We start from the raw sequence: 23,574 nt of genomic DNA on the forward strand, positions 1-23,574 counted from the left end.
GCCGGGATCGGGACACGGTGGCGCGGGTGGCGCTGGCGACACACCTGCCCAACCACCGCGTCGGCACGCTGGAGCGGTTGGGCGAGGGCGAGGACAACGTCGCGTACGAGGTCGACGGCGAGCTGATCCTTCGGGTCAGCAAGGCCACCGACCCCGCCCCGTGGTCGAACGGGAGGCCCGTCTGCTCGCCGCGGTCGCGGCCGTGTCGCCGCTACCGGTGCCGGAGCCGCTGTTCACCGCACCGGAGCTGGGCTGCCTGGCCTACCGGAAGCTGCCGGGGGTGCCGCTGCTGGCGCTGCCGGACCGTGCGGCGTACACCGGACCGGTGGCCGCCGCGCTCGGCCGGCTGCTCGGTGCGCTGCACGCCGTACCGGTCGAGCGGATGGCCGAGTTGGTCGAGCCGGACCACCAGCCGCTCGCCGACTGGCTCGACGAGGCCGCGGAGAACCACGCCGCCGTCGCGGATCGGCTGCCGGACGGGCACCGGCCCGGCGTGGCGGCGTTCCTCGCCGCGCCGCCGCCGGACGGCGGGTACGTCCCGGTGTTCTCGCACAACGACCTCGGCATCGAGCACGTGCTGGTCGATCCGGCCCGGCCGGTGGTGACCGGTGTCCTCGACTGGACCGACGCCGCACTGGTCGACCCGGCGTACGACTTCGGTCTGGTGTTGCGCGACCTCGGTCCGGCCGCGCTCGAAACGGCGCTGGACGCCGCCGGCCGCGCCGGGCCGGACCGAGACCGGCTGCGGGACCGGGCCACCTTCTACGCCCGGTGCGGTGTGTTGGAGGACCTGGTCTACGGCTTCGAGGCGCCGGACCGGGAGGCGTACGTCGACAAGTGTCTCGCCACGCTGCACTGGCTGTTTCCGACCCCGGACGGCCGGGGGGCGGCACCCGGCGACCGCTGAGGCGGTGTGGCGGTCGACCCCGGTAACGGTGTCCGTCCGCACGACATTGTCTGCACGAACCGTGCGACGGCGGCGCCGAGTCGACGAGGGGGCCCGGGTGCCGTGATCGCTACAGTGGACGGTGCCGGACGCCCAAGTCACGGAGTTCGCGGAGGATGGCTGTGGACCGTCAGTCGGGCGCCCTGGTCGAGCTGGGCGGTGGATGGGGCCTGTGGCCGTGGTTCTGCCTGCGGGCCGCCGGCTTCCCCGTCGACCTGCTCGAGCCGCTGGCCGATCCGCGACTGGCCACGCTCGCCGACGAACTGAACGCCACACCGGACGCCGACCGTGCGGCGGCCTACCGGGCGCGGTTCGAGGACGCCGGGGTGGCGGTCGGCGAGGCACTGCACCGGGTCGCGGCCGACCCCCTGGTGCGCGAGGCGGTCGCCTGGCAGAACCCGCAGGCGCTGTCCACCGGCTTCGACACGCTGCTGCGCCGCGATCCGCGTACGGTGGCACGCACCGGCCGGCACCGCAAGACCGAGACGCTGGTGACCAGCTACCTGCACCGCTACTGCGCCAAGAACGACACGATCGGCTTCTTCGGGCCGCTGCGCTGGGGCCGGATCGACCCGGAGCAGCCACGGCCGCTGGCGCCCACCGACGACGGCACCGCCGGTTCGCGCACCCTCTACCTCGAAGGCTGGGCGCTGGCCGCGCTGGGCCGGGCGCTCGCCGCGCCGCTGCGGCCCTGGCTGGTCCCCCGGCTGCTGCCGTTGCTGCGGGCCGACGGGTCGACGCTGCGGATCCCGCTGGCCGCCGCCGTACCGCTGGATCCGGTCCCGGCGGCGGTCCTGGCCGCGCTGCGCCCGGGCCGGACCGCCCGCGAGGTCGTCGCCGCCGTGCTCGCCGCACCGGACCGGCCGATCGACGACCCGGCCGTGGTGTGGTCCGCCCTGCACCAGCTGCACCGCGACCGCCGGATCGAATGGACGCTGGAGGTCGCGGCCGACGACCTGCGGGCCGCCGAGACGATGCGGGCCGTCGTGGCCGGGGTCGACGACCCGGCCGTACGCGACACCGCCCTGGCCGCCCTCGACCGGCTGGCCGCCGCGGCCGGCGAGGTCGAGGCGGCGCGGGGCGACCCGGACAAGGTGGTCGGCGCGCTGGCCGGGCTCGGCACCGTCTTCACCGAACTGACCGGCGAGGCGTCGGTGCGCGAGGCCGGCGCGCTCTACGCCGGCCGCACCCTGGTCTTCGAGGAGTGCCGCCGGCCCGACTCGGTCGTGCTCGGCCCGGCCGCGCTCGATCCGCTGCGCGCGCCGCTGGCTCTGCTGCTCGACAGCGCCCGCTGGTACACGGCGGCGGGTGCGGCCCTCTACCGGCGGACGCTGCGGGCGGTCTTCGACCGGCTGGTGGCCGGCCGGGCGGACGGGGTGGTGCCGCTCGCCGAACTGTGGCTGGCCGCCCGTGGTCCGCTCCTCGACTCCCCGGAAGCCGTGGTCCGCCCGCTGACGAGGGCTCTGCAGCAGCGGTGGGAGCGGCTGCTCGCCGTGCCGGCCGGGGTGCGGCGGGTGGCGCGTACGTCCGCCGAGCTGCGTGCCGGCTTCGCCGAGGTCTTCCCGGCCGGTGCGCCCGGCTGGACCGCCGCCGTCCAGCACAGCCCGGATCTGATGATCGCGGCGCCGGACCTCGACGCGGTACGCGCCGGCGACTTCGACTGGGTGCTCGGCGAACTGCATCCGAGCTACCACACGATGCGGTACGCGAGCTGGGTCGACTGCCATCCGGAGCCGGCGGCGCTGGCCGCGGCGATGGCCGCCGACCTGCCCGGCGGGGTGGTGCGGATCGGCGCGACCGGGGCGCAGGGCGGTAGCGCCACCCGGTTCTCGCCCCGGCTGCTCGGCCCCGCGGACCGGCGGCTGGTGTTCGCGCCGGACACCTGCGACGCCGACCCGGAACGGGATCTGGTCGCCGGTGCCTGCGACGTCGTCGACCGGGACGGGCGGCTGACCGTCCGCCGGCACGCCGACGACGTCGGATTCGACGTGGTCGAGGTCTTCGCCGACCTGATCGCCGGCAACCTGATGCCGCACTTCCGGCTGCTGTCGCCGGCCGCGCACCGGCCCCGGGTGACGATCGACCGGCTGGTGGTCAACCGGGAGACGTGGACGTTCCCGCCGGAGGCGCTCGGCTTCGCCGCCGACCCCGACGAGGCACGCCGGTTCCTGGCCGCCCGCCGTTTCGTGGTCGGGCACGGGCTGCCCCGGCACGTGTTCGTCCGGGCCACCGGGGAGAAGAAGCCGGTGCACATCGACCTCGCCAGCCTCGCCTCGGTCGAGGTGCTGGCCCGGATGGTGCGCCGCGCCGGGCGTACGGCCGGGTCCGAGGCCAGGGTGACGGTGACCGAAATGCTGCCGGCACCGGACCAGATGTGGCTCGCCGACGCCGACGGCCGCCGCTACAGCGCCGAGTTCCGGTTCGTCGCCGCCCCGGCCCGGTAGCTGCCCGGACCGGTTCGGTGCTGGCCCGCCCCGACCCGGTAGCTGCCCGCCTCGGTGTGGCGAGGCCGCTACCGGTCGACCGGGTCGGCGGCGGCGGCCACCGGTCGGTCCGGGTCGCTCTCCGGCGGCGGCTTCGGACCGTCGGTCGTCGTACACAGGTTGGGGCGGGCCGCCAGGCAGGCCAGCGCGCCGACCGCGGCCACCACGACGAGCAGCAGCATCGCCGTACGGGCCGTTTCGGCGGTGACCGAGACACCGGTGCCCTGGAGTACGGCGCCGACCGCGGCCGAGCCGATCATCGAGCCGATCTGGAGCGAGGTGACCAGTACGCCGGACGCCGCACCGGCGAGTTTCGGCTGCACGCCGCCGAGGGCGACGACCGCCAACGGCGTGAACAGGAAGGCGTTGCCGATCCCGATGACGCTCATCGGCGCGACGAAGGACTGCCAGTCGGCGCCCTCGTACATCGCGGTCATCGCCCACAGCATGCCGCCGGCGGTCAGCACCGCGCCGACCAGCAGCAGATGCTTGCCCTCGACGCGTTCGGAGAGCTTGCCGGCGACCGGGTCGAACAGGGTCGAGAACAGCGAGGCCGGCACGATCACCAGGCCGGCGGCGAGCGGGTCCATGCCGAGCACCGACTGCAGGAAGAGCGACAGCACCAGGACCAGGCCGATGACGGTGCCCGAGGTGGTCAGCGAGAACGCGTTCATCAGGGTGTAGTTGCGGTCGCGGAAGAGGCCGAACGGGACCAGCGGTTCACTGTCCTGCCGGCCGCGCTGCTGTACGACGAAGGCGGCGAAGAGGACCCCGGAGCCGGCGAGCAGTGCCCAGATCCAGCCGTTCCAGGCGTACCGCTCGCCCTGGCTGATCGCGAACGTGAGGCAGAACAGGGCGGCCGAGGCGATGAGTACGCCGAGCAGGTCGAGCCGGTGCCGGCGTTCGGGGCGGGTCTCCGGGATGACCAACCAGGCGAGCACCAGCATGGCGACGCCGAGCGGGGCGTTGACGAGGAAGACCCACCGCCAGTCCAGCGCGCTGACCAGTACGCCGCCGACGACCGGGCCGGTGACGGCGGCGACGCCACCGACCGCGCCCCGGATGCCGAGCGCCATGCCGCGCCGGTCGGCCGGGAAGAACTCGACCAGCAACGCGAGGGTCTGCGGGGTGAGCAGTGCGGCACCGAGGCCCTGGGCGGCCCGGGAGGCGATGAGCTGTCCGGGTGTCTCGGCCAGCCCGGCGGTGAGGCTGAAGAGGGTGAACAGGGCGACGCCGATGACGAACAGCCGGCGCCGGCCGTAGAGGTCACCGAGCCGGCCGGCGGTGATCAGCACGACCGCCAGCACGAAGATGTAGGCGCTGATCGACCAGACCACCTGGTCGGTGGTGGCGTCGAGGTCGGCCATCACGCTCGGGATGGCGACGGCCAGGACGGCCACGTCCAACTGGGTCAGGAAGTAGGCCAGCGCCAGTACGGCCAGGATCGCCCACGGGTTGCCCCGCATCTTCGTCATGTCGGTCCGCTCCACGGGTGCTCGTCGGTCGTGGTCAGGGCCGGGCCGCTTCCCGCCACAGCATCGGCGGGATCTTGTTGGTGCGTTCGACCCGGCCGAGGGCGGCGACCCGTTCGGTGGTGATCGCGTCCGGGTGGTGCTGGGCGATGACGCCCAGGTCGTAGAACTCGCGCAGCAGCCGCTCCTGGACCGCGCCGGGGTCGGCGTCGCCGGTGAAGTGGACGGTGAGTTGGCGTACGGAGTGGCGGGACTCGGCGCCGCGGGTGAGCACCAGTTGGGCGTCGCGGACGCCGGGCTGGGCGCGCACGACCGAAAGGGCCTCGCCGATCCCGACGAGGGCGCCGTGCAGCTTGATCGCGTCGTCGGCGCGGCCGAGCACGCGTAGCGCGTCCGGCCGTCCGCAGCGGCATTCGGCGGCCGCGACCCGGTCGCCGAGGCGGTAGCGGACCGTCGGCACCGTCCAGCCGGTTCCGCGTCGGGAGAGCAGGGCGCCGGCGTCGTCGGGTTCGATGACCTGGTCGGGCATCAGGTGCAGCACCGACAGGTCGCAGGCCGGGGTGTTGGTGGCCATCACGTACGTCTCGACGGAGCCGTAGTTGCCCCAGAAGCCGATGTCGGGGAAGGCGGCACGGACCGTCTTCTCCTTGTCGTCGGTCCACGGCTCGGCCATCCAGATCAGCTTCTTCAGCGGCAGGACGAGTCCGGAGTCGAGTACCCCGCGGGCCAGGTCGGCCAGTGCGGTCGGGGTGCCGCAGACCGCGTCGACGCCGACCTCGTTCCACATCGGGATCCAGTCGACGATCTCGGCAGGCGAGTGCGGGCCGGCCGGGATGATGTCGCAGCGGCTGTGCTCGGCCAGCGCCTGCATGTAGTAGTGCGAGGCCCACATCCGGCCGGGGGTGAAGAGGTTGAGCATGAGGTTGCCGGGGGCGAGCGGTCGCCACTGCCGCAGCAGCCGGTCGTGCGCCTGGTGATAGCTGACGAAGGTCAGCTTCGGGCGCCCGGTGGTGCCGCCGCTGGACATCAGGATGCCGCCCCCGTCGCGGGACATGTGCCGGGAGACCGCGAGGATCTCGGCCGGGCCGATCACCGCCAACCCTTCCAGGCCGGTGGCGCCGTCGGGGACCGGCGCGCCGCCGCGGTCGGCCAGCCACCGGGCCTGGGCGAGGATGTCCTGCCAGGGCAGTTGACCGATGGTCACGCCGGCCCTCCCCCGCCGGCCACGAAGGCGGCGTGGCCGGCCTGGTAGGCCTGGAAGCGGGACCGGACGATGGATTCGGCGATCCGGTCCTGCTCGGGGTCGCCGTTGAAGGCGACCGCACCGTCGAGTTCAATTTCCGAGATCCAGTACCGGTCGCCGTCGATGAGGAAGTCGACGCAGAAGTACGGGGTGGGCAGCCGGGAGGCCGCATAGGCGATCGCGTCCTCCAGGTCGGCCGGCAGGGTGGCGTAGCCCCGTTCGTGCCGGCCGCCGACCGCCTTGGTGACCATCAGGCAGTAGCCGTCCTTGACGCCCTCCAGCACGGTGTGCGCCCGGCCGTCGACGCAGTAGACCCGCTTCTCGTGCACGCCGGGCAGGTAGGGCTGGGCGACGAGCGCGGTGTCGGAGCCGCCGGCCAGGCCGATAACGCCGCGCAGGTCGTGCACGTTGTGTACGACGGAGATGCCGAGCCCCATGCCCCAGTACGCCGGCTTGACGATCATCGGGTAGTCGAGGTTGGCGAAGGCGGGGTCGTAGTGGCCGCTCATCGCCTCCCGGCCGCCGATCACCCGTACGGTCGGCAGCAGTGGCACCGGGCTGTCGCGCAGGTGCAGCATCGTGGCGGTCTTGTCCTCGCCGATGTAGGACAGTGCGGGCGGGATCGGCAGGTAGAAGCCGGCCCGTTCCAGGATGGTGAAGAGGAAGAGCTGGTTCTCGACGTCCTGGCTCTGGTGCGGCAGCGAGTAGAGCGAGGTGACGAAGATGGTGTCGGCGGGGGTCACCGGGTCGCCGTTGAGGTAGACCCTGGGCCGGGTCGCGTCGGTGGTGTCGACCGCGACCTCCTCCGGCTTGTTCAGGGTCATCTCCAGGCCGAGGTCGGCGGCCACCTTCCGGTAGGGCTCCCAGACGGCCTCGTCCTCGGCGCGGCGCTGCCAGGCCGTGCCCCGGTCGGGGTAGATCCAGCTCAGCCGGCGGGCGGGGGACGTGGCGGTGGTGTCAGCCATCGGCTTCACTCCCAGGGGTGCGGGCCGGCGCGGCGACCCGGGCGACGAACTCACGGACCGTACGGGTGAACCGGTCGCGTTCCTCGATGAACGGCAGATGTCCACTGTGGTCGAACGTTTCCAGCCGGGCGCCGGGGATGGCGTCGGCGAGCCAACCGCCGACGGCACCGGGATAGACCTGGCTGCGGGCGCCGTGGACGAGCAGGGTCGGCACGGTCAGTCGGGAGATCCGCTCCCGCCAGTCGGCGGCGACCGCGTCGGCGAGCAGGGCGCCCACCGCCTCGGGGTCGCACCGGCCGGCCTGCGCGATCAGGTCGGCGACGACCGCCGGATCGGGGTCGGCGCCGGCGGCGAACGAGCCGCGGACCAGGTTGTCGGCGAACGCCCCGTAGTCGGCGGCGATGGCCTGCCGGAACTGGCCGGCGGCGGCGGTGGTCAGGTTGCCGAAGGCCGGGTAGGGCCAGCCGTCGTCGCCGACGAGGCGGGGGGTCTGCTCGACGGAGACCAGCCCGGCGGCCCGGGCGGCACCGAAGCGTTCCAGGTAGCCGTACGCGACGGTGGCGCCGAGCGACCAGCCGAGCAGGGTCACGTCGCGCAGGTCGAGCGCCTCGACGGTGCGGTGCACGTCCTCGGCGGCGGTGGCCAGCGACGCCGTACCGCCGGTGTTGCGGCCGTGGCCGGGCAACTCGACGGTGACCACCCGGTGGTCGACGGCGAGGTCGGCGACGGCTTCGGCGAGGAAGCCGGCGGTGGCGGCCAGGCCCGGAAGGACCAGCAGGGTCGGGCCGGTGCCCCGGTCGTGGTGGATGCTCATCGGGATCCTCCGGTAAGGCCGAGGCGGTGCCGCAGCAACGGTTTGTCGATCTTGCCGACCGGGGTGCGGGGTATCTCGTCGACGAACCGGACCGTGCCGTCGAGCCGGTGGGCGTCCAGGATGTCCGCCACGATCTTGCCGACCTCGTCGGCGGACCGGCCGGGAGCGGGCCGGACCGCGACGGCGACCTGTGCGGCGTACCGGCCGGGGTGGACGGCGAGGCACACCGCGATGTCGACGGCGCCGGTGCCGGCGATCTCGTCGTCGAGCATCGGCGCGAGGACCGGCCCGGCCGGGGTGGCCAGCGCCTCGGAGACCCGGCCGAGGATCCGGTAGGAGCCGTCGGGGCCACGACGGGCGACGTCGCCGGTCCAGAACTCGGGAGTGCGGAAGGTGCGGGCGTTGGCCTCGTCGTTGTCGAGGTAGCCCTCGCTGGTGCAGTCCGACCGCAGGACCAGCTCGCCGGTGTCCGGCTCGGTGCCGACCGCTTCGGCGAAGGGTTCCAGGCGGGTGCCGACGCCGTGGACCGGGATCATGCCGGCGTCGGCCTGCACCTCGTCGGTCATGTTGCCGAGCGCGAGGCCGAACTCGGTGGAGCCGTAGATCTGCCGGATCCGGATGCCGAGCACCTCGTCCGCCCGCCGGATGACGGCCGGGGGCAGGTAGGCGCCGCCGCACAGCGGCCGGCGCAGCCGGGACAGGTCGAGGTCGCCGTCCGCCGCCGCCACCAGGTCCTCGTAGTGCTTCGGCAGCGCGCTCATCACGGTGACGCGGTGCGCGACGAGCTGGCGCAGCAGCACGTCCGCCGGAGCGGTCGGGTCGGCCAGCACCAGCCGGGCACCGGACAGTAGGGCGGCGAAGACGTGCAGGTCGGTGGCGTGCGCGACGTCGAGGGTGTGCCGGCAGAGGAACACGTCGGTGGCGCGGATGTCGACGTCGGCGATCCACCGGCGGCGCTCCCGGACGAACTTGTCCTGCCGCCAGGCCATCAGTTTCGGGAAGCCGGTCGAGCCGGAGGTCCACAGGGTTCGGAAGATCCGGTGGTGCACCCCGGCGATGGGCTCCGCGAGCGGGTCGGCGGCGCCGAGTTCGTCGAGGCCCGTGGTGGGCGGCCCGGCCGGCAGGTCGCGGTGACCGTCGGTCACCACCAGGACCGGCCGGGTACGGTCCAGCGCGGTGCGCAGGTCGGCGGCGTCGAAGTTGCCCATCAGCGGCACGTAGCGGGCGCCGAGCCGGGCCACGGCGATGATCAGTGCGACGTATCCGACGCTGTTGCGCAGCGCGAAGGCGACACTGTCGTCGGCGCGGACGCCCCGGGCGGCCAGGCCGCCGGCCAGCCGGTCGACCAGCCCGACCAGTTCGGCGTAGCTGACCGCGTCTCCTGCGGTGGTCTCGACGGCGGGTGCGTCGGGGCGGGCCGCGGCGACCGCGCGTACGGCCGCGTAGAGCGTGTCCGGCTCCTCGGCGGTCATACCGCCGTCCACCCGGCGTACGTGGCGAACCGCCAGTCCTTGGCCAGGCAGTCGACCTGCGCGTAGCCGGCCTGCCGTAGCCAGTCGAGTTGGGTGTCGACGTCGATGCAGATGTCGTGCTTCATCCGCTCGCGGCCGGCGGCCCACTCGTCGGCCGGCGTCTCGGAGTCGTGCACGTGCTGCTCGTGCTGGCGGTCGTAGAGCGCCTCGATCGTGGGCGTGGGGGCGAGCACCTGCTCGACGTTGACGAACAGGCCGCCGGGGCGCAGGACGTCGCGGATGCGGGCGAACAGGTCGCGCTTGCCCTCGTGCGGCAGGTGGTGGATCGCCAGGCCGGAGACGACGGCGTCGAACGGGCCGACCGGCAGCGGGTCGGTGAGGTCGGCGACCAGCGTGCGGACGTGCTCGACGGTCTCGAAGCGCTGCACGGCCTTGGCGAGCATCGGCGCCGAGCGGTCGACGAGGAGCAGCTCGGCGTCGGGCAGCCGCTCCAGCAGCGCCGCGCTGAGCAGGCCGGTGCCGGCACCGAGGTCGAGGATGCGGGGCCGGCGGGGCACCGACATGGCGACCACGCTGACCGCGCTGCCGTAGAGGAGGTCGAACGACGGGATCAGTTGCCGCCGCAGCGCGTCGAAGGTCGCCGGATTCCAGAGTTCGGTGGTCACAGGTCTCCCCCCATCAGCCTTACGGCAATGGATCGGTCAGGGCTGGGCGGTGGCCGAGCTACGCCACAATGGGCGGCCGGATTCGCGCCAGACATTGACCGTGGTGTAGCGGTTTCACCCGGTCTCCCCTGCTTGCCGAGATCCAGAAAGAATGCACCCGGCAGCAATGCCACCTGGCCACGTCGCCGAGCATCACTATAGACGATGATCATTCAGTTAGAAACGGGTAGATCATCTGACGAACCCGGCGGATACGGGCCCTTCGAATTCACGCTCGTCGCACCGTCGCCACATTGCGGAGAGTGACTGTCGGGCCGGTGACATCCGGGGTGGCACATGCCACCCACCAGCGGATTGACACCGGGCGGGCGACTCGGAAAGACTTACCGTCCACAACAGAAGATGCGTGCACCGTGGGGGAAGTCCGGTCGAAGTCCGGCGCTGGCCCGCAACGGTAGGCCGTCGAGCACAGCATTGTGTCCGACGGCGAGCCCGAATGCCCACCCGCACGCAAAACCCGCTCCTCACCCGTCGTGGCCCACGGGACGGAGTCCGGATAAATCCCCACCGCGCACCGTGGGCGCAGGGACCTCCGGCCTCGTTACCTTCGGGCCGGAAAGGCGTGCCCACATGGTTCGCTCGCTATCCCGGCACAGACTCCCCGCCCTGCTGTGCGGCGTACTCGCCGCCGCCCTCACCGTCGCGTCACCGGCCGCCGCGGCCGCCGCCCCGCCGACCCTGAGCCGCTCCGACGCCGCCGCCGGCTGGCTCGCCCGCCAACTGGTCGACGGCGAGCGCTTCGAGACCGAGTTCGGCGGCGTCAGCTATCCCGACCAGGGCCTCACCATCGACGCCATCTTCGCGTTCGCCGCCGCCAAGGTCGCCGACGAGAACGGCGCCAAGGCGCTCACCTGGCTCGCCCGGCCGGAAATCCTCACCAGCTACGTCGGCGACGGCAGCACCGAGGCGTACGCCGGCGCCACCGCCAAGCTCACCCTCGCCGCCCAGGTCCGGGGTGCCGACCCGACCGCGTTCGGCGGTGTCGACCTCGTCGCCCAACTGCGGAGCCTGGAGGACCCGTCCGGCCGGTTCGCCGACCGCTCCGCGTGGGGCGACTACAGCAACGCGTTCAGCCAGTCCCTCGCCCTGCTCGCCCTCGACCGCACCCCGGCCGGCGCCCCCGCCACCGCCGCCGCGTTCCTGGCCGGCAGCCGCTGCGCCGACGGCGGCTATCCGCTGCTGTTCGCGCAGGCCACCTGCGTCAGCGACGTCGACGCGACGGCGCTGGCCGTGCAGGCCCTGCTCGCCGTCGACCGGTACGCCGACGCGGCGGCCGGGCTCGCCTGGCTGACCGGCGTACAGGCGGCGAACGGCTCGTTCGGCAACGCGGCCGGCGAACCGAACGCCAACAGCACCGGCCTCGCCGCCCAGGCACTGTGGGCCGGCGGGCGGCTGATCTCCGCAGCCAGGGCGAACATCTTCCTGATCGGCCTCCAGGTCGGCTGCTCCGGCCCGACGGCCGACCGCGGCGCGGTCGCCTACACCAGCACCGGCTTCGACCCGGCCACCGCGCCCCGGGCCACCGCCCAGGCCGTCCCAGGGCTGGCCGCGGTCGGCTTCGCGAAGCTTTCCGCCACCGGCGCCCGCGGCGCCGCGCCCACCCTGGCGTGCCGGTGAGTACGGCGATCGTGCGGACCCGACGCTGGGCCGCGACCCTCGCCGCACTGCTGGTGCTGACCGCCGGCCTCACGGTCGCCGAGCCGGCACCCCGGGCCGCGCACGCCGCGGCCTGCACCGGCACGACCGGTGTCACGGTCGTCGTCGACTTCACCGCCTTCGGCGGATCGATCGAGGTACGGTGCGCGCCCGGCGACCCGGCCACCGGCCTGGCCGCCCTGCAGAGCGCCGGCTTCGCCGTCACCGGCACGGCCCGCTGGGGACTGGCGTTCATCTGCCGCCTCGACGGGCTGCCCACCGCGACCACCGAGCCGTGCGTCAACACGCCGCCGGCGAGCGCGTACTGGTCGTACTGGCACGCCCCCGCCGGCGGCAGCTGGTCCTACAGCACGCTCGGCGCCACCAGCTACAACCCGGCACCGGGCACGGTGGAGGGATGGTCGTTCGGGTCCGGCGCGGCCCCGGGCATCTCGCCCCCGTGATCCGCTGACGATCCGGGCCGGGCGGCTTCCCCCGCCCGGCCCGGATGTGTCGGCCCGCTCCCGTACCCTCCCGCCAGGCGATCGGGTTCCGGTGAAGGAGAGCGGGTCATGGGCAGTCTCGGTGTGCACTTCGCGATCGACGGGGAGACGGCGACCCGGCTGCTGTCGGCCGACGGCGACGCGGCGGTGATGGCGATCGTCACCGGGATCGAGGAGGCCCCGGACGGTGTCGACCACTGTGACACCGACAAGGCCTGGGACGCGATCCACCGCTGCCTGACCGACGGCCTGCTCGGCTACGACAACGGCGACTACCCCCTCAACGCCGCGATCCTCGGCGGTGTCCAGGTCCACGAGGACGACGACTACATCGTCAGCCTCCTCACCCCGGACCGCGTACGCGACGTCGCCGAGGCACTCGTCCCGGTCGACCGCGACCGGCTGCTCGCCGGCTACCGGGCGATCGACGTCGAGGACTACGGCGTGAACTACGGCGCCGACGACTTCGAATACACCTGGGCGAACTTCACCGACGTCGTGGCCTTCTTCCAGCGTGCCGCCCACGACGGAAAGCACGTGATCTTCACCGTCGACCAGTGAGCGTCAGCCACCGCTGTCACTCCAGGTGAAACGTTGCCGACCCCCGCTCGGCGGTCGTACCCACCGGTTCGATGAACAGCAGTCCGGCGCGGTGGCGGACGTACCGGCCGGGAAAGTTGCCCGATTCGAGGGAGATCCCGGCGCTGTCGGCGAGTCCGGGCCGGCGTACGAAGCTCGCGTCGGCCCGGAACTGGGCCGAGCCATCGTCGCGCTCGACGTGGATCTCGTAGTTGCGGTGCCGCAGGTAGTGGCCGGGGAAGTTGGTCGACTCCAGGGACACCGACCCGGCGCCGGCCAGCCCGGTGACGATCCGGAACTGCGAGTCGGCCAGGTTCGTCACGTTCGGCTCGACCCGGCCCCGGTAGGCGAAGTGCCGGACGAAGTTGGCGGTGAGGTCGTGCGACCGCAGCCGTACCGGCGTCGCGCCGTCGGGCACCGGGATGCCGAAGTTGGGCGTGCCGTCGGCGTTCCAGTACAGCTTCTGGATCCGGGTCCGCCGGTTCGGGTCGTTGAGCGGATCACCGGTGATGTCCCGGTAGTTGCGGTCGTGGTAGACGAGGATGTCGCTCTGCCCGTCGTCGGACGTGGTGAATGAGTTGTGCCCCGGGCCGTACTGGCCGGTGGCGGCGTTGCTGGCGAAGACCGGGGTCGGGCTCTTCGTCCAGGATGCCGGGTTGAGCAGGTCCGATGTAGCGGCGGCGGTGAGCAGGCCGAGACAGTAGTTGGCGTCCGTCGCGCTGGCCGAGTAGGTCAGGAAGATCCGGCCGTTGCGCTGGATCACCGCCGGGCCCTCGGCCACCCGGAAGCCGCGGGTCTCCCAGTCGTACGTCGGCACGGTCAGCCGGGTCACCGGTCCGGTGATCGTCCACGGGGTGGCGCCCATCCGCGCCAGGTAGAGGTTGGAGTTGGTGGCGATCCCCGGTTCCTGCTGCGCCCAGGTCAGGTAACGCACCCCGCCGGCGACGAACGTCGAGGCGTCCAGGGCGAAGGTGTCCCACGGCGTGGTGATCCGGCCCCGTTCGGTCCACAAGCCGCCGAGCGGGTTCGCGGCGGAGTTCTCCAGCACGTACATCCGGATCCGCCAGATGTCGTCGGCCCGCCCGGCGGCGAAATAGACGTACCACCGGCCGTCGATGAAGTGGATCTCCGGTGCCCAGATGTGGGCGCTCATCTCGCCGCTGGTGTGCCGGCGCCAGATCGTGGTCTCCGGGGCGGTGGAGAGCCCCTGCAGGGTGGTGGCGCGGCGCAGCACGATGCGGTCGTACTCGGGCACCGTGGCGGTCAGGTAGTAGTAGCCGTCGGTGTGCCTGACGATGTGCGGGTCGGCCCGCTGGGCGACCAGCGGGTTGGTGTGATTGACCGCCGGGGCGGCCGGTGCCGGTGCCGCCACCAGCAGGCTCGCCAGCAGCGTGAACACCGTCGCGGTGGCGGCGCGGCGGACGAGGCCGGTGGGGTGGGACCTGTCGGGGCGGATCATCGGCGTCTCCTTCCTGCGGTCCGGTGACACGGGTGCGGCGCGCCGGACGCTAGTGGCCGATCTGGAAGGTCGCGTCCTGCCGGGCGCTGGCGGCGGATCCGCTCGACAGCTGGTCGATGCGCAGGACGTAGCCCGCGTGCCGGACGTAGCGGTCGGGGAAGTTGTGCGACCGGAACGAGGTCCACGCGGGATCGGCCAGGCCGGCCGTCCGGTGGAACGTGGCGTCGGCGGCGAACGTCGGCGACCCGTCGTCGGCGGCCAGCACCAGCGTGTATCCCGAGTGCCGCAGGTAGCGGTCGGGGTAGTTGACCGACCGGAACGACACGCCCGCGGGGTCGGCGAGGCCGGGCACCAGCCGCCACTGCGAATCGGCGTACGGGTCGAACGGGTACGGGTCGATGCGGGCGGCGTAGCCGGCGTGCCGGACGAGGTGGTCGGGGAAGTTGTAGGACTTGATCCGGTTCCATTCCGGGGCGCCCCACCTGGCGAGCAGGTTCGCGTGCTCGGCCGCGGTGATGGGCGTGATGGTGGGGTGTTTGGCGTTCAGCGGCTGGGTGTACTGCGCCTTGGTCAGCGGCGACCAGCCGTCGCCGCGGATGTCGCCGCTGCGCCACGCGTACAGCTCGCCGTTGTTCGGGGCGAAGGAGTCACCCCAGAGAAACCATTCGTCGCGGTCGTTGGCCTTCACGACGATGGGGGCCTCGATGCCGCCGTTGACGACGCCGCCGGTGTAGGTGCCCCGGTCGAAGCTGCGCGGGCTGAGGGTGGCCGACCGGGCACCGTACAGCCGGCCGTCGTCCATGTTCTTGTAGTAGAGGTAGTGCATTCCGCCGTGGCTGTGCACGGTGGCGTCCAGCACGTTGAAACCTGGATCGAAGAAGAGCTGCGGCGCGCCGACCGTCTGGAAGTCGGCGGTGTAGTTGACGTAGAAGGCGTCCCGGTTGCCGCTGCGGGCGGAGTAGATGATGCCGTACTGGCCCCGGGCGGCGTCCCAGAACGCCTCGGGTGCCCAGGTGTGCGTGGGCATCGAGTGCATCTTCAGCCGCCGGTATCCGGTGAAGCCGCGCAGGTCGGTCGAGTCCCAGGCGTGGATGTACTGGTTCTGCTGGGTGAAGTCGGTGCCGTACAGGTCGGTGGCGAGGACGACGAACGTGCCGTCCTGTTTGCGCAGGACGTACGGGTCGCGCAGGCCACGGGTGCCGGCGGTCGGTGTCGCGACGGGTCGGTTCTGGTTCAGCGGGGTCCAGTTCAGCCCGTCCGGGCTGACCGCCAGGTGCAGGCCGTAGTTGTCGGCCACCCGGCCGGGCGACTCGGTGAAGTAGGCCATCAGATAGGCGGAGTAGGCCGTCTGCGCGGTGGCGGCGGGGGTGCGGCCACGACCGCCCCGGCCAGCAGCAGCGACCCCAACGTCCCGGCCAGCACCTTGCGCCGCGTCGACATCATGTCAGCATTGTGAAGGTTAACATCGATACTTATCAAGCGCCTCGCTCGACTTAGTTGCCGCTCCACCCGATGTCCAAGCAGGTAGATCCACACACCTTCCCTCCCTGTCGAACCTCGATGGACTCCTTGACAAGCCACATTGTTAACGCGACCATCGTCGATGTCTTCCGTCGACCGGCAGGGAGTGGGCCGATGCCACCGATCAGCGAGAAGCATCCCGGCCGGGCACGACGGCGCTGGCGGACCGGCCTCGCCGCCGGGGTCGTCATCGTCGTCACGGGCACCGCCACGGCCGTCGCCATGCCGGCGGCCTCGGCCGCCACGGCGGACACCAACGCCTACTACGTGCTGGTGAACCGGCACAGCGGCAAGGCGCTCGACGTCTACAACCTGGCCACCCACGACGGCGCGCCGATCAACCAGTACGCCCGCAACGACGGCAACTGGCAGCAGTGGCGGTTCCTGGACGCCGGCAACGGCTACTACCGGGTGCAGTCCCGGCACAGCGGCAAGGTGCTCGAACTGCCCAACGCCGACGACGGGGTCCAACTGGTCCAGAACACCGACAACGGCAGCACCCGGCAGCACTTCCGGCTGGCCGACTCCGCCGGCGGCCACGTACGGCTGATCAACCGGCACAGCGGCAAGGCCCTGGACGTCTGGGAGTGGTCGACGGCCGACGGGGCCAAGGTCTCGCAATACCAGGACCTGGACGGCGACAACCAGCAGTGGCGGATGGTCAACCTGGGCCCCGTCGTCGGCACCCCGGGCACCTTCACCAACCCGATCAAACGCAACGGCCCGGACCCCTGGCTGCAACACCACAACGGCTCCTACTACCTGGCCACGACCACCTGGAACTCGACCATCACCATGCGCCGGTCGAGCACGCTCGGCGGCCTCTTCGGCGCCCCCGAGCAGGTGGTCTTCGACCTCTCCGGGCGGCCCAACGGCTGCTGCAACATGTGGGCACCCGAGTTCCACCTGCTCGACGGCCCGAACGGCCGCCGGTGGTACCTCTACTACGTCGCCGGCCAGAACGTCAGCGACTTCAACCCCACCCAGCGGCTGCACGTGCTGGAGAGCGCGGGCACCGACCCGATGGGCCGTACACCTTCAGGGCCGACCTCGGCGGCGACTGGCAACTGGACGCCAGCGTCCTGAAGGTCAACGGCAACCTCTACCTGCTGGGCACCTACAACGCCGGCAGCAACGGCCAGAGCCTGTTCATCACCCCGCTCAGCAACCCCTGGACGCTCAGCGGCTCCCGGGTCCGGCTCACCTCACCGACCCTGAGTTGGGAACGGCAGACCCACCCGGTAGCCGAAGGACCCGAACCGCTGTACCACAACGGCCGGACCATGATCGTCTACTCGGCCAGCGCCTGCTGGGGCCCCGACTACAAACTCGGCCTGCTCACGCTGACCGGGAGCAATCCGCTGAACCCGTCATCGTGGACCAAGCACCCGACCCCGGTGTTCCAGCGCAGCGACGCCAACGGCGTCTACGCCCCCGGCCACAACGGCTTCTTCAAGTCACCCGACGGCACCGAGGACTGGATCGTCTATCACGCCAACGACTCGGCCGGCGGCGGATGCGACATGAACCGCTCCACCCGCGCGCAGAAGTTCACCTGGAACGCCGACGGGACCCCGAACTTCGGCACACCGGTCCGGCTGGGCGTCCAACTCCCCGCCCCGTCCGGCGAATAGCGCCCGGCCTCACTTCGCGGCCGGCCCGGGCTGGCCGGGCACGGCACGGACGGCATCGAACACGACCGGCGCGTCGAAGGCCGCACGGCGGGCGGCCCGGCGCAGGGCGGCCAGGACCGCCGGCCCGGCGAGCACGATCGCCACCACGTTGGTGACCGCCCGGCCGGTGTCCCAGCCGAACGTCGAGGTGACGCCGGTGAACACCGCGAACCGGTGCAGGTTCTCCAGCAGCGGCGCCCCGGCCACGTACGACAGCTGGGTGTCGATCCCGGTCGTGTACGGCCAGAACCACATGTTCATCAGGAAGCCGAACCCGTACGCGGCGAGCAGGCCGTACCCGGCGAGCATCGCGATCTCGGCCCGGCCGCGCGGGCGGGCCGGCAGCAGCCCGGCCCCCAGCCCCACCCAGGCCGAGGCGAGCATCTGGAACGGCAGCCACGGCCCGACACCGGCGGTCAGCAGCGCCGACGTGAACAGCGACGTGCAGCCGAGGACGAAGCCGAAGCCCGGGCCGAAGACCCGGCCGGCGAGCACCAGCATGAAGAAGACCGTCTCGATGCCGGCGGTGCCGGCGCCGAGCGGGCGCAGCGCGGCGTTGATCGCCGACAGTACGCCGAGCATGGCGAGTCCCTTGGCGTCGATCCCGCCCGAGGTCAGCTCGGCGAGTACGACGGCGACCAGCACCGGCAGGATCACCACGAAGATCAGCGGGGCGTCGGCGGTGTGCGCGATCGCCTCGGGTTCGGGCGCGGCGAACAGCGGCCAGAAGAACATCGCCAGGCCGGCCGCCGACGCCAGGACGAGGACCAGCGCACTACGCGGCGCCACCCGGATCACCCGGGTACGCCCTGGTACACCGGAGGGTGTCATGCAGATACGTCCTGTTCGGACAGGGTGGCGGCGACCTGGGCGACGGTGAGCCACGGCAGCGGGTCGAGGACCTTGGCGACCTGCGGCGCGAAGGCCGGCGACGCGACGACGACGTCGGGGGTGGGTCCGTCGGCGACGATCTCACCCTCGGCCATGACGACGACCCGGTCGGCGGCTGCGGCGACGAACTCCACGTCGTGGGTGGCGAAGACGACCGACCGGCCGGCGTCGGCGAGTTCGCGTACGACGGCCGCGAAGTGCCGCTTCGCCGGATAGTCCAGGCCCCGGGTCGGCTCGTCGAGCAGCACCACCGGCGGCGCGGCGACCAACTGCACGGCGAGTACGAGCGCGAGCCGCTGCCCCTCGGACAGGTCGCGCGGATGGCTGTCGCCGGGCAGGCCGGGTACGAGCCGGTCGAGCAGGGCCCGGCAGGTGCCGGCCGGCGACCGCGACTCCTGGTCGGCCTGGCCGCACTCGGCGTCGACGGTGTCGAAGTAGAGCAGGTCGGCGGGGGTCTGCGGGACGAGTCCGACGAGGCGTCGGGCCTTTGCGGCGGAGACCTGTTTCGGGTCGTGGCCGGCGACGTCGACCCGGCCGCCCTGGCGCGGCCCGGAACCCTGCACCGCCCACAGCAGCGACGACTTTCCGGAGCCGTTGCGGCCCATCAGGGCGGTGATCTGGCCGGCCCGCAGGTCGAGGTCGACGCCACGTACGGCGTACACGTCGCCGTAGCGGACCACGACCCGGCGGGCGGTCAGGGCGACCGGGCCGTCGGTGCCGCTCCGGGACGGTGGTGGTGGCCGGTCGCGAAGCCGGTCACGCAGGGCCGGGGCCTGCCGGCGGGCGTCGCGGACCGACAGCGGCAGCGGCTGCCAGCCGGCGAGCCGGCCCAGCTCGACGACGGGCGGGGCGACGTCGGCGGTGGCCAGCACGCCGGCCGGCGTACCGGAGACGACGGCGCCGTCGCCGGGCAGGTAGAGCATCCGGTCGGCGTACTGGACGACGCGTTCGAGGCGGTGTTCGGCGACGACGACGGTGACGCCGAGGTCGTGCACCAGCCGGGTGATCGCGGCGAGCACCTCCTCGGCGGCGGTCGGGTCGAGGGCGGAGGTCGGTTCGTCGAGTACGAGGACGCGGGGCTGGGCGGTGAGTACCGCGCCGATCGCGACCCGCTGCTGTTGTCCGCCGGACAGTGTCCGCAGTGGACGGTTGCGGAGTTCGGCGATGCCGAGCAGGTCGAGGGTCTCCTCCACCCGTTTACGCATGACCGCCGGCGGTACGGCGAGCTGCTCCATGCCGTACGCGAGTTCCTCCTCGACGGTGTCGGTGGTGAACCCGGCCAGCGGGTCCTGGCCGACGACGCCGACGAGGTGGGCGAACTCGCGGGGCGGGTGGTCGCGGGTGTCCAGCCCGGCGACGGTGACCCGGCCGGCGAGCCGGCCGCCGGTGAAGTGCGGTACGAGGCCGTTGACGGCCCGCAGCAGGGTGGACTTGCCGGCGCCGGTACGGCCGGCGACCAGGCAGAGTTCCCCCTCCTCCACGGAGAGCGTGACGTCGCGCAGGGCCGGGCCGGGTGCGTCGGCGTAGGTGACGGTGACTTCGCTGAACCGGATCGTCATCTCTGCTCCCACGCGGCGACCGCGACGGCGGGCGCCCGGCCGGCGTCCGCGCTGACTGGGGAATCGGCCGGCGGTGGCGGGGCCAGCCAGGCCGGCAGTACGGCCACCAGCACCGCCGCCGCCGGCAGCACGGAGATCTCCGGCCAGGACAGCGGGCTGAGCGACGGATACAGGTTGGCCGCGTCGATCCGGGTGGTGGCGTGGAAGCCGGCGGCGGCGGTCAGGCCGCACAGCGCGACCGCGACCTCCGCCGGGCGCCAGCGGTCGGGCCGGTAGACCGAGCGGACCACCCGCCGCCCGCCGAGCACGAATCCGCCGACGGCCAGGGCGAGCCCGATGCCGAGCATCGGCAGGCCGAGGTAGCGCGGGGTACTGGCGTCGAGCAGACCGTAGACGCCGACACAGACCCCGATCAGGCCGGCGACGACCAGGGTGCCGGTGACCAGCCGGAAGCCCTTCGGCACGGCGCCCCGGCGGCCGTAGCCCCGGGAGTCCATCGCCGCGGCCAGGGCCAGCGACCGGTCGAGGGCCTCCTCCAGCACCGGGATGACGATGCCGCGCAGTGCCCGCATGCCGCGTCCGGTGCCGCCGCGCAGCCGCCGGGCCCGGCGTACCCGCAGCACGCTCTCGACCAGTTGCGGCGCAACCGACAGCGCGACGACGACGGCCGCGCCGACCTCGTAGAGGGCGCCGGGCAGCGCCCGCAGCATCCGTTTCGGGTTGGCCAGGGCGTTGGCCGCCCCGAGGCAGATCAGCATGGTGGCCAGCCGCAGCCCGTCGTAGAAGCCGCCGAGCAGTTGCTCGACCGCGACCGGGCCGAAGAGCCGGATGCCGGCCGCCCACTCCGGCAGCGGGATCTGCGGCAGGGTGAACAGGACGGTGTCGCCCTGTCCGCCGCCGAACACGACCCGGAAGAGCACCCGGGAGACGACGATGATGCCGCCCAGCCACAGGTAGAGCCGGAAACCGAGGGCCCACGGCGCGGTGCCGCGGCGGGCCGCGACGACGTACGCCGCGACCGCCAGGATCAGCGCCAGCAGCAGCGGGTTCGTCGTGCGGCTGGCCGCGACCGCGAGACCCAGCGCCCACAGCCACCAGGCGCCGGGGTGCAGGTTTCGCGGCACCCGTACCGGGGCGGTCACCTCAGACCTGCTCCGGCGGTTCGGTGCCGGTCGCGGCCCGTCGGCGCCGGGCCGTCCACACCGCACCGCCGACGAGGGCCACCAGCAGTACGCCGCCGGCCAGCGTCGCAAAGGGCACTCCCCCGAAGGTCAGCGTCACGAAGGGCACTCTCCCGCCGCCGGAATGGGCGGCAGGCTCGGGTGGCAGCGCGAGATCCGTACCGGTCGGGGTCGGTGCCGGACCCGGGTCGGTGGTGGCCGGTGCGCCGCCCGACGTAGGTCCGGCGGGTGTGGGCGGGGTGGTGGCCTGGGTGGTCGCGGGACCGGTCGGGGCGGCGGGCGGCGACGCGGGTCGCGACGGGGCGGGCGCGCCGGGCGGCGGGTCGGCCGGACGGCTGGCGGCCGGTGGCGGGGCGCCGGGCTGCCCGCCCGGTGGCGGGCCGGCGGTGGTCCGCGTCGGTGCCGGTGCCGCCGGCCGGCGGGGCGCCACGCGCGGCGGCGGGCTGCTGGACGAGGTCCGGTCCTTCGAGAACGACCAGCCCTCGAAGCTGCCCGGTGGCGGGGTCCGGTTCAGTACCCCGAACTGGCTGTAGCTCCAGGTGCCGCCGTTCGGCGCGTGCCAGTAGGACCAGTAGGCGCTGGCCGGCGGGGTGTCGATGCACGGTTCGCTCTGCGGGCCCGGCCTGCCCTCGATCCGGCAGATGAATCCCTCGCCCCACCGGGCGGTGCCGGTGATCTGGATGCCGGCGTTCTTCAACGCCGCCAGGCCGGTGGCCTGGTTGCCGGGGGCACACCTGATGATCGTGGCGCCGCCGAGTTCCCGGAAGTCGACGATCACGGTGACGCCGTTGGCGTCGGGGCAGTAGCCGGCGGTGCCGGCCGCGTGGGCGGGTGCGGCACCGACGGTGGCGCCGGCACCGGCGAGCAGCAGCGCGGCCAGGGTCGTGGCGGCCCTCCGCGGCCCGATCCGGCTCCCGGTCGCCGCCGGGCCGCGCCCGGCCGGTGTCGGCGGGAGCCGGTCCGTCCGTACGGTCACGACCGCGCCCGGCGGCGCCGGCCGGCCACCACCAGCCCGACCCCGGCAAGCATGACGACCGCGCCGAACGCGCCGATCGAGGTGACGTCGACGCCGGTCGTCGGCAGCCGGCCGCCGCCGGACGGCGGGGGCGCCCAGGTGGTCGGTGCCGGGCTGACGGTCGCGGTCGGGGTGGGATCGGTGGGCGTCGGGTCGGTCGGCTCCGGGTCGGTCGGTGTCGGGCCGGCGGTGCCGGTCGGGGACGCCGTCGGGGACGCCGAGCCGGTCGGGGTCGGGGTGGCCGTCGGACTCGGGGTCGGTTCGGTACCGCCGGTCCCGATCTCGGCCAGCGACACCTTCGCCAGGCCCAGTGCGGCCTGGGCAGTGGCCCGCCGCCACTGGTCCGTCTCGTTCGCGGCGATGCCGCCCGAGATGGCGGCCGCGAGGGCGTCCGGGGTGTAGGCGATCGCGCCGGCGTGGACGGCCGCCGCGCCGCCACCCGCCGCCGTCAACTGCTGTGCGGCGACGAAGTCGGCGGCCTTGTCGGCCTCGACGGTGCGTCCGGCGGCGGCCAGGGCCTGGCCGCCGAGGCCGGTGCTGTTGGTGTTGGAGTATTCGGTGACCGCCGAGCCCTGGAACGAGCCGTCGGCCTTCTGGTGGGTGAGCAGCCACCCGATGCCGGTGTCGGCGGCGGCCCGCGCGCCGGTGGCGCCCGCCGCGTCGGCCGCGAGCAGCGCCTGTACGGCCATCGCGGTCGTGTCGACGTCCTGAACCTGGCCGGCCACCGGCGCGCTGGTGCAGGCCGCGCCGTCGGTCGCCGGACTGAGCCGGAACCCGCCGGCGGCGCACTGCTGTTTGATCAGGAAGTCGACCGCCGGCTGCGGGACACCGCCGGAGCGGGCCAGGCCGAGCACCGCGAGGCTCTGCGCGAAGAGGTTGCCGCCCTGCGTCGGCTCGTCGCCGTACCGGTCGAAGATCCAGCCCTGCACGGCTCCGGCGTCCGCGCCGCGGATCAGGTCGAGGGTGCGGGCGCGCATGTCGTGCCTGCCGAACGAGGTCGGGTCCCGGCCGGCGACCACGGCGGCGACGAGAACCTTGGCCATCGAGCCGCTGATGAGGTAGTCAGGGGCCCACTCGCCGCCGGTGGCGTACGAGTCGACGTTCGCCGCGACCGCGTCGGCGACCGCGTCGGCGGCGGCCGGCTCGGTGCCGGCGGCCTCCAGCGCGATCAGCGCGTCGATGGTCAGGCCCCAGTCGGTGCCGGCGAAGGGACCGGGCAGGCGCCCGTCGGTCAGTTGGCCGGCCAGCCACCTGGCGGCGGCAGCGCTCTGCGCCGAATGTGGGTTGTCGGCCCGTACGGCGGCGGCCGGGGCGGGAGCGGGTGTTGTCGGAATCGCGACAAGCAGCAGCGCGCCCCCGGCAAGGGCCGGGGTGAGGGCCGCGAGAAGGCGACGGAGCATGGGACATGCCTTTCGGGAGCGGTGGTGAGCACCGCATC

18 protein-coding genes and 1 pseudogene are annotated in these 23,574 nt (G+C 73.1%); 6 read left to right on the top strand and 13 right to left on the bottom strand.

The window, feature by feature from the left end; genetic code table 11:
• The first annotated feature begins 160 nt into the window (after positions 1-160).
• Both Prubr_RS08375 and Prubr_RS08380 read left to right on the top strand, forming a co-directional pair.
• Positions 161-907: a phosphotransferase gene (locus tag Prubr_RS08375; protein ID WP_246568452.1), complete on the top strand. Its 747-nt coding sequence runs from the start codon at positions 161-163 to the stop codon at positions 905-907.
• A 155-nt stretch (positions 908-1,062) separates the two neighbouring features.
• On the top strand, positions 1,063-3,390 hold the full coding sequence (locus tag Prubr_RS08380) for a lantibiotic dehydratase (protein WP_212823377.1): 2,328 nt from the start codon (positions 1,063-1,065) through the stop codon (positions 3,388-3,390).
• Positions 3,391-3,458: 68 nt separating this feature from the next.
• Here Prubr_RS08380 and Prubr_RS08385 read toward each other — a convergent pair whose 3' ends face one another.
• The 6 genes from Prubr_RS08385 to Prubr_RS08410 are packed head-to-tail and all read right to left on the bottom strand — an operon-like array spanning position 3,459 to position 10,060.
• Positions 3,459-4,904, bottom strand: coding sequence for a DHA2 family efflux MFS transporter permease subunit (locus Prubr_RS08385; RefSeq protein WP_212823380.1), 1,446 nt, complete (start codon positions 4,902-4,904; stop codon positions 3,459-3,461).
• 34 nt (positions 4,905-4,938) lie between these two features.
• The gene (locus Prubr_RS08390) at positions 4,939-6,105 is read right to left on the bottom strand and encodes a phenylacetate--CoA ligase family protein (protein WP_212823382.1); all 1,167 of its coding nucleotides are present in this window, start codon (positions 6,103-6,105) and stop codon (positions 4,939-4,941) included.
• Positions 6,102-7,109, bottom strand: coding sequence for an ATP-grasp domain-containing protein (locus Prubr_RS08395; protein WP_212823385.1), 1,008 nt, complete (start codon positions 7,107-7,109; stop codon positions 6,102-6,104). Before Prubr_RS08395 ends, Prubr_RS08390 begins: the two co-directional genes overlap by 4 nt.
• Positions 7,102-7,923 (bottom strand): alpha/beta fold hydrolase, encoded by an 822-nt coding sequence (locus tag Prubr_RS08400; RefSeq protein ID WP_212823389.1) that lies wholly within the window; start codon positions 7,921-7,923, stop codon positions 7,102-7,104. Before Prubr_RS08400 ends, Prubr_RS08395 begins: the two co-directional genes overlap by 8 nt.
• Positions 7,920-9,395, bottom strand: coding sequence for a class I adenylate-forming enzyme family protein (locus Prubr_RS08405; RefSeq protein WP_212823397.1), 1,476 nt, complete (start codon positions 9,393-9,395; stop codon positions 7,920-7,922). The genes Prubr_RS08400 and Prubr_RS08405 overlap by 4 nt, the downstream gene beginning before the upstream one ends.
• A complete protein-coding gene (locus Prubr_RS08410; RefSeq protein ID WP_212823399.1) occupies positions 9,392-10,060 on the bottom strand; it encodes a class I SAM-dependent methyltransferase in 669 nt (222 codons plus the stop codon). Before Prubr_RS08410 ends, Prubr_RS08405 begins: the two co-directional genes overlap by 4 nt.
• Positions 10,061-10,690: 630 nt before the next feature.
• Between Prubr_RS08410 and Prubr_RS08415 the strand changes: the two genes are divergently transcribed.
• From Prubr_RS08415 to Prubr_RS08425, 3 genes are all read left to right on the top strand, one after another.
• Positions 10,691-11,737: a peptidase gene (locus Prubr_RS08415; protein ID WP_212823401.1), complete on the top strand. Its 1,047-nt coding sequence runs from the start codon at positions 10,691-10,693 to the stop codon at positions 11,735-11,737.
• Positions 11,728-12,219, top strand: a complete 492-nt coding sequence (locus Prubr_RS08420) for a hypothetical protein (protein ID WP_212823409.1) — start codon at positions 11,728-11,730, stop codon at positions 12,217-12,219. Before Prubr_RS08415 ends, Prubr_RS08420 begins: the two co-directional genes overlap by 10 nt.
• Positions 12,220-12,327: 108 nt before the next feature.
• Entirely contained in the window at positions 12,328-12,819 is a 492-nt protein-coding gene (locus tag Prubr_RS08425; RefSeq protein WP_212823411.1) for a YfbM family protein, read from the top strand.
• A 16-nt stretch (positions 12,820-12,835) separates the two neighbouring features.
• On the opposite strand, the gene Prubr_RS08430 is transcribed toward Prubr_RS08425, so the two are convergent.
• Positions 12,836-14,296, bottom strand: coding sequence for a family 43 glycosylhydrolase (locus Prubr_RS08430; protein ID WP_212823413.1), 1,461 nt, complete (start codon positions 14,294-14,296; stop codon positions 12,836-12,838).
• Positions 14,297-14,345: 49 nt separating this feature from the next.
• Positions 14,346-15,623, bottom strand: a complete 1,278-nt coding sequence (locus Prubr_RS08435) for a glycoside hydrolase family 43 protein (protein ID WP_246568455.1) — start codon at positions 15,621-15,623, stop codon at positions 14,346-14,348.
• Between the two features lie 416 nt (positions 15,624-16,039).
• On the opposite strand from Prubr_RS08435, the pseudogene Prubr_RS38135 reads away from it, so the two are divergent.
• A pseudogene (locus tag Prubr_RS38135) lies at positions 16,040-17,451 on the top strand (family 43 glycosylhydrolase).
• 9 nt (positions 17,452-17,460) lie between these two features.
• On the opposite strand, the gene Prubr_RS08445 reads toward Prubr_RS38135, so the two are convergent.
• The 5 genes from Prubr_RS08445 to Prubr_RS08465 form a co-directional block, all read right to left on the bottom strand.
• Entirely contained in the window at positions 17,461-18,321 is an 861-nt protein-coding gene (locus Prubr_RS08445; protein WP_212823417.1) for an ECF transporter S component family protein, read from the bottom strand.
• Positions 18,318-19,940, bottom strand: a complete 1,623-nt coding sequence (locus tag Prubr_RS08450; RefSeq protein WP_212823419.1) for an ABC transporter ATP-binding protein — start codon at positions 19,938-19,940, stop codon at positions 18,318-18,320. The genes Prubr_RS08445 and Prubr_RS08450 overlap by 4 nt, the downstream gene beginning before the upstream one ends.
• Positions 19,937-21,082, bottom strand: coding sequence for a CbiQ family ECF transporter T component (locus Prubr_RS08455; protein WP_246568457.1), 1,146 nt, complete (start codon positions 21,080-21,082; stop codon positions 19,937-19,939). The genes Prubr_RS08450 and Prubr_RS08455 overlap by 4 nt, the downstream gene beginning before the upstream one ends.
• Before the next feature lies 1 nt (position 21,083).
• Positions 21,084-22,028: a hypothetical protein gene (locus tag Prubr_RS08460; RefSeq protein ID WP_425518040.1), complete on the bottom strand. Its 945-nt coding sequence runs from the start codon at positions 22,026-22,028 to the stop codon at positions 21,084-21,086.
• A gap of 65 nt (positions 22,029-22,093) precedes the next feature.
• The gene (locus Prubr_RS08465; RefSeq protein ID WP_212823427.1) at positions 22,094-23,536 is read right to left on the bottom strand and encodes an LPXTG cell wall anchor domain-containing protein; all 1,443 of its coding nucleotides are present in this window, start codon (positions 23,534-23,536) and stop codon (positions 22,094-22,096) included.
• Between the last annotated feature and the right edge of the window lie 38 nt (positions 23,537-23,574).

It is taken from the genome of Polymorphospora rubra (genome assembly GCF_018324255.1).
GTDB classification, from domain to species: Bacteria; Actinomycetota; Actinomycetes; order Mycobacteriales; family Micromonosporaceae; genus Polymorphospora; species Polymorphospora rubra.